Source organism: Devosia aquimaris, assembly GCF_020169335.1.
GTDB classification, from domain to species: Bacteria; Pseudomonadota; Alphaproteobacteria; order Rhizobiales; family Devosiaceae; genus Devosia; species Devosia aquimaris.
Genome location: NZ_JAIEZN010000001.1, coordinates 449,069 through 463,970 on the forward strand (window position 1 = coordinate 449,069; position 14,902 = coordinate 463,970).

The 14,902-nt window shown below is 63.9% G+C and carries 14 protein-coding genes; 7 read left to right on the forward strand and 7 right to left on the reverse strand.

Going from position 1 to position 14,902, the window contains the following annotated elements:
- Positions 1 to 65: 65 nt before the first annotated feature.
- The 3 genes from K1177_RS02180 to K1177_RS02190 all read right to left on the reverse strand — a co-directional run bounded on the left by K1177_RS02180 (position 66) and on the right by K1177_RS02190 (position 2,841).
- Complete coding sequence (locus K1177_RS02180) at positions 66 to 1,280, reverse strand: CmpA/NrtA family ABC transporter substrate-binding protein (protein WP_318153266.1); 1,215 nt, start codon at positions 1,278 to 1,280, stop codon at positions 66 to 68.
- Positions 1,281 to 1,288: 8 nt separating this feature from the next.
- On the reverse strand, positions 1,289 to 1,879 hold the full coding sequence (locus K1177_RS02185; protein ID WP_224701684.1) for an ANTAR domain-containing response regulator: 591 nt from the start codon (positions 1,877 to 1,879) through the stop codon (positions 1,289 to 1,291).
- Between the two features lie 92 nt (positions 1,880 to 1,971).
- Positions 1,972 to 2,841, reverse strand: a complete 870-nt coding sequence (locus tag K1177_RS02190) for an NAD-dependent epimerase/dehydratase family protein (protein WP_224701685.1) — start codon at positions 2,839 to 2,841, stop codon at positions 1,972 to 1,974.
- Positions 2,842 to 3,045: 204 nt separating this feature from the next.
- Here K1177_RS02190 and K1177_RS02195 point away from each other — a divergent pair, with 204 nt between their 5' ends.
- On the forward strand, positions 3,046 to 3,231 hold the full coding sequence (locus K1177_RS02195; RefSeq protein WP_224701686.1) for a hypothetical protein: 186 nt from the start codon (positions 3,046 to 3,048) through the stop codon (positions 3,229 to 3,231).
- A 122-nt stretch (positions 3,232 to 3,353) separates the two neighbouring features.
- Positions 3,354 to 4,358, forward strand: a complete 1,005-nt coding sequence (locus K1177_RS02200) for an asparaginase (RefSeq protein WP_224701687.1) — start codon at positions 3,354 to 3,356, stop codon at positions 4,356 to 4,358.
- A 9-nt stretch (positions 4,359 to 4,367) separates the two neighbouring features.
- On the opposite strand, the gene K1177_RS02205 is transcribed toward K1177_RS02200, so the two are convergent.
- On the reverse strand, positions 4,368 to 5,669 hold the full coding sequence (locus K1177_RS02205; RefSeq protein WP_224701688.1) for a TIGR03808 family TAT-translocated repetitive protein: 1,302 nt from the start codon (positions 5,667 to 5,669) through the stop codon (positions 4,368 to 4,370).
- A 117-nt stretch (positions 5,670 to 5,786) separates the two neighbouring features.
- On the opposite strand from K1177_RS02205, the gene K1177_RS02210 reads away from it, so the two are divergent.
- On the forward strand, positions 5,787 to 7,286 hold the full coding sequence (locus K1177_RS02210; RefSeq protein WP_224701689.1) for a helicase HerA-like domain-containing protein: 1,500 nt from the start codon (positions 5,787 to 5,789) through the stop codon (positions 7,284 to 7,286).
- 5 nt (positions 7,287 to 7,291) lie between these two features.
- Positions 7,292 to 7,852, forward strand: a complete 561-nt coding sequence (locus tag K1177_RS02215) for an LOG family protein (RefSeq protein ID WP_224701690.1) — start codon at positions 7,292 to 7,294, stop codon at positions 7,850 to 7,852.
- Between the two features lie 36 nt (positions 7,853 to 7,888).
- Here K1177_RS02215 and K1177_RS02220 read toward each other — a convergent pair whose 3' ends face one another.
- The 3 genes from K1177_RS02220 to K1177_RS02230 form a co-directional block, all read right to left on the reverse strand.
- Positions 7,889 to 8,434 carry a response regulator gene (locus tag K1177_RS02220; protein ID WP_224701691.1) on the reverse strand — a complete coding sequence of 182 codons (546 nt, stop codon included), beginning with the start codon at positions 8,432 to 8,434 and terminating at the stop codon, positions 7,889 to 7,891.
- Between the two features lie 173 nt (positions 8,435 to 8,607).
- On the reverse strand, positions 8,608 to 9,213 hold the full coding sequence (locus K1177_RS02225) for a superoxide dismutase (RefSeq protein WP_224701692.1): 606 nt from the start codon (positions 9,211 to 9,213) through the stop codon (positions 8,608 to 8,610).
- Between the two features lie 78 nt (positions 9,214 to 9,291).
- Positions 9,292 to 11,388: a S9 family peptidase gene (locus K1177_RS02230; RefSeq protein ID WP_224701693.1), complete on the reverse strand. Its 2,097-nt coding sequence runs from the start codon at positions 11,386 to 11,388 to the stop codon at positions 9,292 to 9,294.
- Positions 11,389 to 11,622: 234 nt separating this feature from the next.
- Between K1177_RS02230 and mbhE the strand changes: the two genes are divergently transcribed.
- The 3 genes from mbhE to K1177_RS02245 are packed head-to-tail and all read left to right on the forward strand — an operon-like array spanning position 11,623 to position 14,902.
- A complete protein-coding gene (gene mbhE, locus K1177_RS02235; RefSeq protein WP_224701694.1) occupies positions 11,623 to 14,103 on the forward strand; it encodes a hydrogen gas-evolving membrane-bound hydrogenase subunit E in 2,481 nt (826 codons plus the stop codon).
- Positions 14,100 to 14,525 carry an MnhB domain-containing protein gene (locus K1177_RS02240; protein WP_224701695.1) on the forward strand — a complete coding sequence of 142 codons (426 nt, stop codon included), beginning with the start codon at positions 14,100 to 14,102 and terminating at the stop codon, positions 14,523 to 14,525. Before mbhE ends, K1177_RS02240 begins: the two co-directional genes overlap by 4 nt.
- Positions 14,525 to 14,902 carry a Na+/H+ antiporter subunit C gene (locus K1177_RS02245; RefSeq protein WP_224701696.1) on the forward strand — a complete coding sequence of 126 codons (378 nt, stop codon included), beginning with the start codon at positions 14,525 to 14,527 and terminating at the stop codon, positions 14,900 to 14,902. Before K1177_RS02240 ends, K1177_RS02245 begins: the two co-directional genes overlap by 1 nt.

Here is a 14,902-nt window from a genome sequence, read left to right on the forward strand (position 1 = left end):
GCGGCCTAAAACCGCGCCAATTTGCCTATTATGACGCCAAATGGGGTCTGGTGCCCAATCCGTCCTCAGCTCTGCTGGCGCTGGCTTTCGATATAGGCGTCCAGTTGTTCGGGGTCGAAAGTGACCCCGTCAAAGAACAGGTCCGGCCCCATCAGCACGGAGCCGGAACTGGTGGCCATGGTGTGGCTCTGGGCATGGGTGCCATCGGTCTTGCCATCGGCAATCGGCAGCGCCACGCCGAGTGGGGCCAGGGCTGCGCGATAAAGGTCTGGCCGGAAGCAGGCGGCGGCGATGGCGGCGTGCTGAGGGGTGGCCGACAGTTCGCCCCAGCGCACCATCTGCGAATAGTACCACAGCGCGTGGCTCTTCCAGGGGAAGTTGGCAGCGCTGGAGTGCGGGATGTAGAACCCGGGCACATTGGTGCGCTGCCCGTTGCCGATGTCGAGCCAGCCGGTCAGCGATCGGGCCACGATATCGGGTGGCGTATTGAGATAGGCCGGGCCGGACATGATCCGGGCCGCCTCGTCCAGATTGTCCGGCTCGGCACACCATTGCCCGGCGCGGTAGACCGCGCGGATCACCGCTGCAACGATGTCGGGATGATCGGCTGCCCAGCTGGCGCGCATGCCGATGACCTTGTCGGGGCTCGATTGCCAGATCAGCGTCTTGGCCGTCACGATACGGCCCTTCTGCGTGGCAACGCCGATCGAGTTCCAGGGCTCGCCCACACAATAGCCATCGATGCCGCCGCTGCCCAGCGCCTCGGGCAGCAGGGGCGGGGGCAGCACCACGATCTCGACGTCGCGGTCGGGGCGGATGCCACTGGCGGCCAGCCAGTAGCGCAGCTCGTAATTGTGCGAGGAGGTCTGGTGCACCACGCCAAAGCGCAACTTGCGGCGGGAGGTGGCGACGACTTCGGCCAGGGCCCGGCCGGCAGGGGCGGCCGCCAGATCGCCCGGTGCGCCCGCGGTCACCATCCCGTCCCAGACCGCCGCGCTGACCGTGATGGCATTGTTGCCCAGCCCGCAGACAATCGGCGCGATCATCTCGGTACCCAGCGGCGTCAGGCCAAGGCTGGCCGCAAGCGGCATGGGCGCCAGCATCTGCGCAATGTCGAAATGCCCCAGCGCCGAGCGATCCCGAATATTGGCCCAGCTGGTTTCGCGCACCAGGTGCAGATCGAGCCCCTCATCTGCTGCAAAGCCCTTTTCCCGCGCCAGCACCAGCAGGATGCTGTCGAGCAAGGGCAGGAAACCGGCAGTAATAGGGGTCGGGGACATGGGCATTCCTATGGGCCGAGCAGCGCGGCTGCTGTCACAAGACTTTGGGCAATTTCCACCATGCGCCGGTTCTGGTTCATGGCCGTGGTGCGCAGCAGTGCATAGGCGTCGGCTTCGCTGAGGTTGCGACTTTTCATCAACATCCCCTTGGCCTGGTCGATCACCTTGCGATCTTCGAGTTCGCTGCGGGCCTGTTCCAGCTCACGGGTCAGTTTGGCAAAGGCATTGAAGCGGGAAATGGCCATATCGAGAATGGCTTTGACGCGTTCCTTGCGCAAGCCGTCCACGACGTAGGCAGAGACACCGGCTTCTACGGCCTTTTCGATCATGGCGCCGTCCGAGCGGTCCACGAACATCGCAATGGGCCGCTGCACCGCGCGCGTTAGCGAGAAGAAATGCTCCAACGTATCGCGATTGGGGTTCTCGAGGTCGATGACGATGACATCGGGCGGATTGGCGGCAATCGTGCGCCCCACCTCGTTGACGTCGTGAATGCTGGCAACACGTCGATGTCCGGCCTCGCGCAGCCCATCCTCGATGATCGAGGCACGGATGCGGTTTTCATCAACGATCAGAATGGACAGGTCGGAATGCGGCATCGGCGACACTTAGGCCGATGCCTAGAAACAGCGCAAGAGACGAATATGCGCAAAGCCTATGCATTTTCGTCTGCCGCCGCCGATGGCGGTGCTCAGGATTTGGCGGCCGCCTCGTTGCGCCAGCTGAATTGGGGAGAATAGCCCAGCATGCGCTTGGCCTTTTCGATCGACAGCAGCGTGCCATTGGTCGACACATTGCCCTTGGTGGGCACACCGGGAAACACCTCCGCCAGCAGCGACATGTTGGAGCGGCTCATCACGCTGTCCGCATTGGCGATGATGAAGGCCTCAAAGCCTGTGAAGTCCGCCTGGATCGCCCGCCGCACGGCCTGTGCGCCATCCCGCGCGTCGATATAGCCCCACAGGTTCCATTTGCGCGCCTTGGGGTCGCTGTCAAACTTGGGAAAGGCCGCATAGTCTTCCGGGTTCATCACGTTCGAGAAGCGCAGCGCGCAGATGCGCAGCGCCGGATCCCACCGGCAGAACTGGGCCGCCATGGTCTCATCGAGCAGCTTGCCCAGCGAATAGGCGGACTCCGGCCGCGGATAATACTCCTCGTCTACCGGCGCATAGGGCGGCGGCGTGTCGAACGGCAGGCCGAGCACGGTCTCGCTGGAGGCGATGACGACATTCTTGATGCCGGCAAGTCGGCAGGCCTCGAGCACGTTGTAGGTGCCCGGCACATTGTTGGCGAAGGTTCTAGCGTTGCTGGCCAGGCCTGGTGCCGGAATGGCGGCCAGATGCACCACCGCATCAAACGGGCCGCCGCGCTCGTCTATGCCACCCAGAATGGCGGCGGCGACTTCGCCGAAATTGGCCAGATCAACCTTCACGCTCTTGCAGATCGGGTTGTTGAGCGGCGCCTGGTCGATATTGAGCACGGCGCAGCCATGCTCCACCAGGTCGCGCAGCACGGCGCGCCCCAGCTTGCCGCTGCCACCCGTCACCAGCACCTTGCGCATACCAACCTCCTCATTTTGCAGGGGTTTCTTGCCCCGATTGACCACAAGGTTTGCATGGTTCGCCCCCGCTGCCAAGCCGCTCACGGGCGCGGCATTGGCCGGGTGCCGTCGATGAACCCAATCTGAACGGCGATCTCAGCATGGGTTCAAATGGGGCAGGGCATTGTCGGGTCATGGATCGCAACGCTCTTGAGGGAGAGACAAATGACCAAGCAGCAGGAAAAAGTTCTCGTCGCCGCCCTGTGCGGACTGGTGATCAGCGCCGTGGCCGCCTATGCCGTGCAGCCCGCCGTCGCCAGCATGCGCAGCAGCGACCGCATTGCCCCCTATGCCAGCAGCCACAGTGGTCAGGTTCTCAAGCTCAACCTCTGGTCCTCGACCAACCGCTGATCCCTTCGATCCGGCGCAATCGCAGACCCTGACGTGCCGTGCCGACCTCCAGCCTCCCATGCACTGTTGACTTTTCCGGTCCTGCGCTGTGATGAAGACAGCCTGGACCGGAGTTTTTTGTCATGGATGCAAACCCCATTCTCGCCGAGACCATTCGTGGCAATTGGGTCGAGAACCGCCATCGCGGCGCCTTTGCGGTGATGGATGCCGACGGCAAGATCATCGCCTCGGCCGGTGACATCGAGCGCGCCATTTTCCCGCGCTCGGCCATCAAGTCCATGCAGGCCCTGCCCATCTTCGCGCAGCATGCCGAAGACAAGTTCCACCACACCTCGGCCGAACTGGCCCTCGCCTGCGCCTCCCATCATGGCGAGGACGACCATGTGGCGACCGCCAGCGGCCTGCTGGCCAAGCTGGGCCTGTCTGTGGCTGATCTCGAATGCGGCGCCCACCCGCCCACCAATGCCGCCGCCCGCGACGCCCTGCGCGCCCAGGGGCTCGAGCCCAGCGCGCTGCACAACAATTGCTCGGGCAAGCACTCGGGCATGCTGAGCGTTGCCCTGGCCATGGGCGTTTCACCCGTGGGCTATGTCGACCGCGAGCACGCCGTGCAGAAGCAGGTCCGGGCGGCCGTTGAGGCGGTGATCGGCGAGCCGCTGACAGAGGGCAAGTGCGGCACCGACGGTTGTTCCATCCCCACGTTCGCCGCGCCCCTGCGCGCCTTCGCCTTCGGCTTTGCCCGCATGGCCACAGGCAAGGGCCTGCCGCCCGATCTTGCCGCAGCGGCCCGCCGACTGTTTGACGCCGCCACCGCCCACCCGCATCTCGTTGCCGGCACCGACCATGCCGACACCCAGCTGATGAGCGTCTTCAAGGGGCGCTTGATGCAAAAGGTGGGCGCCGAAGGCGTGCAATGCGGCGCCATTCGCGACAAGGGCTGGGGCTATGCCCTCAAGTGCGACGACGGCAATATCGCGGCGTCGCAGGCGATGCTGGCGGGCCTTCTGCTCAAGATCGCGGATCCCGACCAGGAGCAGCGCCTGGTGCTGGAGCGTCTGGCCCACCAGCCCATCCGCAGCGTGCGCGGCGCGCATGTCGGCGAACTGCGGGCTGCGGCAGCCGTCTGATCTCAACCCTCAGCGGTCAAAGCGCACATTGGGATGGTCGGCTGCGTGGCCGGCCAGGTCGGGCTCGACAATGTCCTTCCACGCCAACCCGGCAATCTCGTGCTGCGCCTCCGAGACGCTATTGCCGGACACGGTGACGGCGCCCGCGCCATCTACCACACTGACGCCAATGCCGATCAGGCATTTGGACACCACATTGCCGGTGATGGCCACATTGCGCAGATAGGGCCCATAGCCGGCGCCGATCCCGACGCCGGGCACATTCTCCACCGTATTGCCGGAGATGGCGGTGTCCGCCTCGGCATAGATGCCCAGCGGAATGGTGTCCGGATTGACCGCCGACATCGGGGTGATGTTGCGGACCAGATTGCCCATGCACACGGCCAGCGCACCGCCAACGTCCAGATTGGTGATCGAAATGCCGGTCGCTGCGCCATCGATGATGTTGTTGGCGATGATCGAACCGGAGAACTCGAACTCCGAAAAGATCGCCACTTCGCCTGATCGCAAACAGGTATTGCCGCTCACCTGGCTGTTGCGCGCAGCGTTGAGCCGGACGGCCGTAAAGGCGCAATCGCTCAAGTGGTTGTTGGCAACGATCACTGCGTCAGCCCGGAAGATGTTGATGCCATTGCCGTTCTGGCCATTGCCGCCCTCGCGCCAGTCAATATTGCTGATGGTGTTGTCCACCACGCTCGAGCCGTCGTTGCCGGCTTCGCTGCGCCAGATGCGCACCCCGGCATTGCCGCAATAGTCGATGCGATTGCCCGAGATCATCAGCCCGCGACTGTCCATCGCATGGATGGCCGCATCGCCCATTTCGGTGAAATGGCAGGCAGTGATGGTGACGCTGGCGTCGCTGATGGCAATGCCGACACCGCTGTTGCGGAAGCGGCAACCCTCCAGGCGGATGTCGTCGCTGGCGCCGATCGTGAGTGCGGTGGTGCCACCCGAAAAGCCCACATCACGGATCACCAGGCTGCCCCGGTCTGCAACGCTGATGCCTGCGCCGTCGCCGAGCTGCGCGATTTCCGTGCTGCCTGGTGTGCCGGTGATCACCATATTGCCCGGCAGGTCCAGCCCCTGCACCCGGATCGTGCCAGGCGGCAGGCGCAGCGATTGGCCACTGGCCGCGGCCTGGTCCAGTGCCGCCTGCAGGGTTGCGCCCTGATCATCACCGCTGTCGCCGACAACGCCCAGCGTGGTCGCGTCCAGCACGTCGGCTGCGCGCGCCACGGCGGGAAGCAGCACCAGGGCAGAAGCGGCGCCGGTCATGGCGCTGCGGCGGGTCAGCTTGGGGAATTGGGTCATGATGCCATCATGCCCCAAGCGCACCGCATGCGCCATTGACATTGGAAAACAGAGTTACGAGTTGTCCCCCGGCCGCCATGACGTCTATAAGAACGCAGTTTCCAGGGGTGCCGGACCATGCTCGTTGACGACAAGATCTTCCTCGGAACCAGCACCCAGCCGGAATATCTCGTCCTGAAATATGGCAACCGGCACGGGCTGATTACCGGGGCCACCGGCACCGGCAAGACGGTGAGCCTGCAGGTGCTGGCAGAGGGTTTCTCCGCCGCCGGCGTGCCGGTGTTTGCCGCGGACATCAAGGGCGATCTCTCCGGCGTCGCCAACATGGGCCATGCCAAATCCTGGCAGACCCAGCGCGCCCAGGAGATCGGCTTCACCGAGTTCAGCGATGCGCAGTTCCCCGTGATCTTCTGGGATCTGTTCGGGCGCCAGGGCCACCCCATCCGCGCCACCATTTCGGAAATGGGCGCCTTGCTGCTCAGCCGCATGCTCGAGCTCAATGACACCCAGGAAGGCGTGCTCAACATTGCCTTCAAGGTGGCTGACGACGAAGGCCTGCTGCTGCTCGACCTGAAAGATCTGCGCGCCCTTTTGGTGGATCTGCAGAACCGGGCCAAGGAAATCTCGACCCAATACGGCAATGTCACCACGGCCTCGATCGGCGCCATCCAGCGTGCCTTGCTGGTGCTTGAGCAACAGGGCGCCGAGAACTTCTTTGGTGAGCGGGCGCTCGACATCAACGACCTCATGCGCACCGATCGCGATGGGCGCGGCTTCATCTCCATTCTTGCCGCCGACGAGCTGATGCGCGCGCCGCGCCTCTACGCGACCTTCCTGCTGTGGATGCTCTCGGAGTTGTTTGAGGAACTGCCCGAAGTGGGCGATCCAGACAAACCCAAGATGGTGTTCTTCTTCGATGAGGCGCATCTGCTGTTCGACGATGCGCCCAAGGCCCTGATCGACAAGGTTGAACAGGTCGTGCGCCTGGTGCGCTCCAAGGGCGTGGGCGTCTATTTCGTCACCCAGAACCCGGTTGATATTCCGGAGACGGTGTTGGCGCAGCTGGGCAACCGCATCCAGCATGCCCTGCGCGCCTATACGCCGCGCGAGCAGAAGGCTGTGCGTGTTGCCGCCGAGACTTTCCGTCCCAATCCGGCGTTCTCGACAGAAGACGTGATCACCGAGTTGGGCATAGGCGAGGCCCTGGTGTCGGTGCTCGAAGCCAAGGGTGTGCCGTCTATGGTCGGCCGGACGCTGATCAGGCCGCCCTCGGCCCAGGTTGGTCCGATTCTGCCCGAGGAGCGCCGCAGCTATATCGCCAATTCGCCCGTCGCCGGCGTCTATGACACGCCGGTCGATCGTGATTCCGCCTTCGAAGTGCTGGCTCGCCGGGCCCGTGACAAGCAGCTGGCCGAAGAGCGCCAGCAGCGTGAGGAAGAAGACGCCAAGGCGGCCCAGAAGGCCGAGCGCCGCTATCAGGATGATCGCCCCGTGCGCCGCTCGACGCGGCAGACACCGGCCGAGGCAGCCATGTACTCCCTGGCGCGCACGGTCGCCAACCGGCTGGGAAGCGCGCTGGTGCGCGGCATTCTCGGCAGCCTCAAGCGGGGGCGATAAACCAGATGGACAGCTCAACAACGCCCGTCGTTCTGGCGGTATTTGCCGCCAACAAGGGCCCTGGGGACCCTGAACGCGCTTCCCTGATGAGCCAGGCCGGCACCTACCTGGCCAAGCGCGGCGCCCGGCTGATCTGCTTGGCTGAAAACGGCATCATCCCCATTCCGCTTATTACCGCGGCTCGCGCCGCTGGCGGCCAGGTGCAGATTGTCGGCGATGCCAGCAGCGTGCTGCCGCCGGCCCTGTCTGGCGTGACCATCGAAATTCTGCCAACCCAGGCCGAGCGTTTTGCGCGCATCGCTGAGCTGGCCCAGGGTCTGGTGGCGCTGCCGGGCTCACTCGCCTCGGCGTCGGGACTGTTTGGCACCTGGGCGGCCGCCCGGGCCAGCGCCCGTCCAATCCCGGTGGTCATGCTCAATCGCCACAAAGCCTTCGAGGTCATGCGCGGCTATGCTGCCGACGTTCTGTCGCCAGGCCTGCCGGGTCATGAACGGGCTATCCAGTTCGCCGATACCGTCGAGGATCTGTGGAGCCGCATCAGCCGGCTGGTGCTGGAGTCCCGCTAGGCGAAGTCTGGCGACGAGCCGGCTTGGTCGCTTCGGTTAGCCTTCAAGGCCGGGATGCTGCGGCTTGCGCCGGTCGGGAAACAGCGACACCACATTGTCGGTCGCGCGGCGGACGGGAACCGGCTGCGGCACCGGCGTGGTCACGCGATTGCGCCGCTCTGGACCGCGATAGCCGCCGAGCACGCCCACAACGCTGCGGGTGCGCAGGCGAGCCTGGATGCGCTGCAGCAGGTGGCGTGGCGACATCGGCTTGATGATGACTTCGTCAATGCCCGCGCTGATGGCCTGGTGGCGCATCGGGGCGGTGATCTGTCGGGTGAGCGCGATGACCGGCACGTCCTGACTGATCAGACCGGCATTGAGCCGAATGCCCTCGACCATCTCATGGGCCGGCTGGCCTTCGCGGTCGAAGTCACACACCAGCATGTCCACAGGGGCAATGCGCATATAGGCAAGCAGCTCGATCTCGGTGTCGAAGACCCGAACCTTGAGGCGTGAGTCACCGGCCACCACCATCGCCAGCAGGGACGACAGGGCAGGGTTTGCCGCAATGATGGCAATGACCTTGGCGGTTTCGGACACGGGACTCCCTCACATTATGAACATTTCGTTAACATGGGAGAGCGGGCTGTAGAAGGGGGCGGGTTGGGAATGGCTAATTTCCCGGGGAAAAGCGCCACCCTCCAAAAAGCGAACCCCGCCGGCAGTTGCCTGCCAGCGGGGTCCAATTGCAAACCGATATGGTGGTCGGATGCTTACTTGGCTTCTTCGAACATCAGCTCGACATGTTCCCAGTTCACCAGATTGTCGAACCAGGCTTCCAGGTACTTCGGACGCGCGTTGCGGTAGTCGATGTAGTAGGAGTGCTCCCACACGTCGACGCCCAGCAGCGGATGTCCACCGTGCACCAGCGGCGATTCGCCATTGGCGGTCTTGGTGACTTCCAGCTTGCCGTTCTTCAGCGACAGCCAGGCCCAGCCGCTGCCGAACTGGCTGGTGCCGGCGGCGATGAAATCGGCGCGGAACTTGTCAAAGCCACCCAGATCGGATTCGATGGCTGCCTGCAGCTTGCCGGGGAGCTTGTTGCCGCCGCCATTGGGCTTCATCCAGTTCCAGAAGTGCACGTGGTTGTAGTGCTGGCCGGCGTTGTTGAACAGCGGCGCGTTCTTGCCGAAGGCTTCCTTGACGATGTCTTCGAGCGGCAGGATTTCCAGGCCCGAGCCTTCCAGCAGCTTCTCGCCATTGGTCACATAGGCCTGGTGGTGCTTGTCGTGATGGTATTCCAGCGTTTCGGCCGACATGTAGGGACCCAGCGCATCATAGGCATAGGGCAGGGGCGGCAGGGTGAACTTGGTCGACATGGTAGCCTCCATTGATAATGACGTGACGTCTGTGGGGGATAGTGAAACTGGTATATGGCGTTTTGATAGCGGCAACAATTAGTTGCTTGGCAAACTTCCTTCCACGCCGACCGCATTCAGCGCAAAAGCGTAGCACATGGCCGTCTCCTTGAGGCGGTCAAAGCGGCCCGACGCGCCGCCGTGGCCGGCACCCATGTTGGTCCGCAAATAAAGCGGCGCAGAACCCGTGCGCACGGCTCGCAGGCGCGCCACCCATTTGGCCGGCTCCCAATAGGTCACCCGCGGATCGGTGAGCCCGGCCAGTGCAAAGATGGGCGGATAGTCCTTTGCGGCCACCTGCTCATAGGGCGCATAGGCAGCAATGCGCCGATAGTCCTCGGCCGAGGCCAGCGGATTGCCCCATTCGGGCCATTCCGGCGGGGTCAGCGGCAGGGTTTCGTCCAGCATGGTATTGAGCACGTCCACGAACGGCACCTGCGCCAGAATACCAGCCCAGAGGTCTGGCCGCAGATTGGCGATGGCACCCATCAGCATGCCGCCCGCCGAGCCGCCCTGGGCGACGATGCGGCCCTTGGCGGTGAACTTCTCGGCAATCAGCATTTCGGCCGCGGCGATGAAGTCGGTGAAGGTATTGGTCTTGTTTTCGCGGCGGCCGCCGACATACCAGCGATAGCCCTTTTCCATGCCGCCACGAATGTGCGCGGTAGCATGGATGAAGCCGCGGTCGACCAGCGACAGCGCCGAGATCGAGAAATTGGACGGCATCGACATGCCATAGGCGCCATAGCCGTAGAGCAGGGCCGGGGCCGTGCCATCGAGCGGGGTTCCCTTGCGATAGAGCACCGTCACCGGCACCAGCTCGCCATCGCTGGCCTTGGCGAACAGGCGGCGCGTTTCATAGTCCGCCTTGTTGTGGCCCGAGGGCACTTCCTGCTCCTTGAGCAGCGTGCGCGTGCCGGTTTCGAGGTCCACGTCAAAGGTCTGCGAGGGCGTGGTGGGCGAGGAATAGGTAAGGCGGAACACCGAGGTGTCGAACTCGTAGCCCACGGACATGCCTAGGCTATAGGCCTCTTCCTCGAACCGCACGGTCTCTTCCTTGCCGGTGCGCAGATCGCGGACGACAATGCGCGGCAGGCCCTCGTGGCGCTCGAGGCGCAACAAATGGTTCTTGATCACGATGGTGTCGAGGATCAGCACGCCCTGCTGGTGCGGCACGAGATCGGTCCAGTTCTCGGCACCGGGATTGTCGACCGGTGCCACGACGATCTTGAAGTCCTCGGCGCCATCGGCATTGGTGCGGATGAAGAGCTGGCCGTCGCGCTCCTCGATGTCATATTCGCGGTCGGTGACGCGGGGCGCGACAAGACGCGGTGCGCCACCCGTCTCGGCATCGATCAGCCAGCATTCGCTGGTCTGGTGATCATGCGCGTCGATGACAATGAACTTGTCGCTCAGCGTGCGGCCAACACCGACGAAGAAGCCGGGGTCCTGCTCCTCGAAGATGATGGGGTCATTGGCCTGATCGGTGCCCAGAACATGCAGGCGCACGCGATAGGGGCGGTGGTTGTCGTCATATTCGGTGTAGTAGATCGACTTGCTGTCATTGCTCCAGACGTAGGAGCCGGCGGTATCGGCGATGACGTCTTGGCTGTCCACGCCGGTCGCCAGATCCCTGATGACAATGTCATAGTATTCCGAGCCTGCCCGGTCGGCGGCCCAGGCCAGCAGGTTGTGTGAGCGATCATGCTCGGCGCCGGCAAAGCCGAAATAGCCGTCGCCAGCCTCGATATTGCAGTCCAGCAGCACGGTTTCCGGGCCACCTTCGCGAGCAGTGCGCACGATCAGCGGATACTGCTTGCCTTCCAGCATGCGCGAATTATAGGCGAACGGACCATCCGGGCTCGGGATGCCGCTGTCGTCTTCCTTGATGCGGCCGCGGATCTCCTTGTAGATCGTCTCCTGCAGCGCGGCGGTGGGCGTGCCGAAGGCAGCCTCGAAATAGCTGTTCTCGGCATCGAGATAGGCCCGGATTTCCGGATCCAGCGTCTCCGGCTTCTGCATGACCTCCTGCCAGTTCGGCGCGCGCAACCAGTGATAGGGATCGTCGCGCTCAATGCCGTGGAAGGAGACACGATGCGATTTCTTGGCGGCGACAGGCGGGACGGGCTTGGTCATGAAACGATCCGGGCTCAGGGCAGGTGGCGGGCCGGCAAACACCGGATGGCCCGCAGGAAACCAGCTGACACATAGGGCGGGTGCGCGCCGAATGCCAGCCCGGCGATTTCCCCAGCAGATACTGACACATCGTCGCGCTCTGTCCGTTTTGCCTTGTCCATGGACGATCTATGGTTAAGGTCGCACCGGAAAAGGACTGCCGAAGGTCCGCATTGGACGGGAGAATGCAAGTTGGTGCCAAACATTGACGCGAGCATTGCACTGGTGGCGATTGCGCCACTTGTTGCCGCCGCGCTGGCGCCATTGCTGCATCGCTATACGCGACCGTTCTCCGGCTGGCTGCTGGCGCTGATTCCGGCGGCGATATTTGCCTTCCTGGTCTCGCTCGCGCCGCAGGTCCTCGCCGAGGGGGCCATCTCGGCGCGTATCGGCTGGGTGCCTTCCCTGGGGCTCGACCTGTCGTTTTATGTCGATGGGCTCAGCCTGACGTTTGCCACGACAATCTCGGGGATCGGCGCGCTGATCATTGTCTACTCGGGCGGCTATCTGCGTGGCCATGAGCATTTGGGGCGCTTCATGGCGTTCCTGCTTGGCTTCATGGGCGCCATGCTTGGTCTCGTGCTGGCCGACAATATGCTGGCGCTGTTCGTATTCTGGGAACTGACGGCGGTGACCTCGTTCCTGCTGATCGGCTTTGACGCCGTGCGGCAGTCAGCGCGGCGTGGCGCCATCCAGGCGCTGGTGATCACCAATATCGGCGGCATGGCGCTGCTGGTCGGCGTGCTGCTGGTGCAGCAGATCACTGGCCAGTGGGAGCTGAGCGCGCTGCGCGGGATCGAAGACGGCATGCGCGGGCATGGGCTCTATGGTCTGGTACTGGCCTGTTTCCTCCTGGCAGCGTTCACCAAATCGGCGCAGTTTCCACTGCACTTCTGGCTGCCCAACGCCATGGAAGCGCCAACGCCGGTCTCGGCTTTCCTCCATTCTGCGACCATGGTGCAGGCTGGCGTCTATCTGCTGGCCCGCATCACGCCCTGGATGGGCGGCACGGCGATCTGGATGACGTTGCTGGTCTGCTTTGGCGCGGTGACACTGCTGTGGGGCGCACTGGCCGCATTCAAGCAGACCGACCTCAAGCAGATGCTGGCGCAGTCCACCATCGCGTCGCTGGGCCTGCTGGTGCTGCTGATCGGACTGGGCAGCGAAACCGCCATTGCCGGCGTCATCATCTATTTCGTGGCCCATGCCCTCTATAAGGCCGGATTGTTCATGGTGGTGGGTGCCATCGACCATGAATCGGGCACGCGCGATATCACCGCGCTCGGCGGTCTGGCTGACCGCATGCCGGTGACCTTCATTGCTGCCGGGCTGGGCGCCCTGGGCATGGTCGGCCTGCCGCCGACGATTGCCTTCTTTGCCAAGGAAGAAATGTATCTCGGCCTCCTGGCGCCGCAGTGGCAGGACATCACCGTGCTGGTGGTGCTGGTGGCCGGCAATGCACTGCTGGCTGCCATCGGCGCGCTGGTTGCAATCAAGCCCTTCCTGGGTGCCGAGGTGGCAACGCCCAAATCCGCGCATGAAGCCCCCATCGCCATGCTGGTGGGGCCGGTGCTTCTGGGGGGCATCAGCATCGTCGCGGCGCTGCTGCTGGGCGATTTCGGCCACTATGTGCTCGAGCCCGGGGCAGGCGCCATTCTCAACGAAACCGTCAAGAGCCACCTCACCTGGATGATCGACCCAACCAACCCGGTGTTGTGGATGTCGGTGGCAACATGGGGCCTCGCCTTCTGGGCCTATCGACAGGCTGCCATGCTGCGCACGCTGATGCGCCGCTTCGCCACTGGGCTTGGATTCACTGCCGATGACCTGTTCGACAGGGCAATGTTCGGCCTGATCCGTTTCGCCGGTGCACTGACACGACTGCTGCATCACGGGCGGCTCGAAGTCTACCTGGGTACCGCCTTCGCCATGCTGGCGCTGGCATTGATGCTGCCGCTGTTTGCGCTGGGCGGCATCCATGCGCTGCTGCCCACGGCCGACCTCGGCAACTGGGGCGTGCGGCTGAACTGGCCGCCCCTGGCCCCCCATGAATGGGGCGTGTTCGGCCTGGCCCTGATCGGCCTGCTGGTGATCGTGATCTCGCGCAAGCGGCTCTATTCCATCCTGGCGCTGGGCATCCAGGGCACCGCAGTGGCGCTGATCTTTCTGATCTTTGGCGCGCCTGACCTCGCCTTCACCCAGTTTATGGTGGAAATCCTCTCGGTGGTGATCCTGGCGCTGGTCATGACCCGGCTGAGCCTGGAGGATGAAGACCCGCGCCCCTTCGAGGACTGGGCCCGCGACGGCATATTGGCGCTGGTGTGCGGCACGGGCGTTGCCCTGTTGCTGATGGTGGTGCTCACCGGCGACCTCGACACGCGTCTTTCGGACTTCTTCACGGCGACCAGCGTGCCGATCGCGCATGGCCACAACATCGTCAATGTCATCCTGGTGGACTACCGCGGGTTTGATACGCTGGGCGAAATCTCGGTTCTCATGGCGGCTGGCATCGCCATCATGGCGCTGCTCAGCAGTCGTGGGCGCAAGGCCAGTGCCTCGGTCAAGACCGTCGATTCACCCACGCCGCCGGTGGCGCCGGTCGCGCCTGTTGCCCCGGTCGCCCCTGTCGAACCCGCGCCGGCACGCCGCCCCCGCCGCAGGAAGGCCGCGTCATGAACACCGTCATCTTCCGCACCATTGCGCCGCTGATCGTGGCCACCATGCTGGTGTTCTCCATCTATGTCTGCCTGCGCGGCCACAACGAGCCGGGCGGCGGCTTCATTGGTGGGCTGATTGCGGCTTCGGCAATTGCCGTGCTGGGCATGGCATCAAGCGCTGCCCAGGCGCGCAAGGCGCTCTATTTCGATCCGCTTTCGATTGCCGGCTTTGGCGTGCTGCTCGCCGGCCTGACCGGGCTGGTCTCGGTCTTCAACAACAGTCCCTTCATGACCAGCATCTGGCTCTATCTCGAACTGGGTGAGGCGACAGTGCCGCTGTCCACCCCACTGCTGTTCGACATTGGCGTCTATCTGGTGGTGTTCGGCACTATCTCCTCGATCGCCCTGGGGCTGGAAAGCAATGAAGGGGAGGAGCCGTAATGGATTATGTGCTCGCCGCGCTCGTGGGCTGCTTTGTGGCGCTGGGCGTCTATCTGCTGCTGTCACGCTCGCTCATTCGCATGCTGCTGGGCGTGGTGATCCTGGGCAATGGGGTGAATCTGCTGATTTTCACCGCCGGGCGTTTGACGCTGCAGATCGCGCCCATTGTCCCGCCCGGACTCGACCAGCCCGATGGTGCCATTGCCAATCCGCTGCCGCAGGCGCTGATCCTGACCGCCATCGTGATTGGCTTTGCCATGTTCAGCTTCCTGCTGGTCCTGGCCTTCCGCACCTATCAGACGCTCGATGCCGACAATACCGACACCATGCGCCTGGCCGAACCGGTCGATGCGCCCCAACCGCCGTTGAGCTACTGA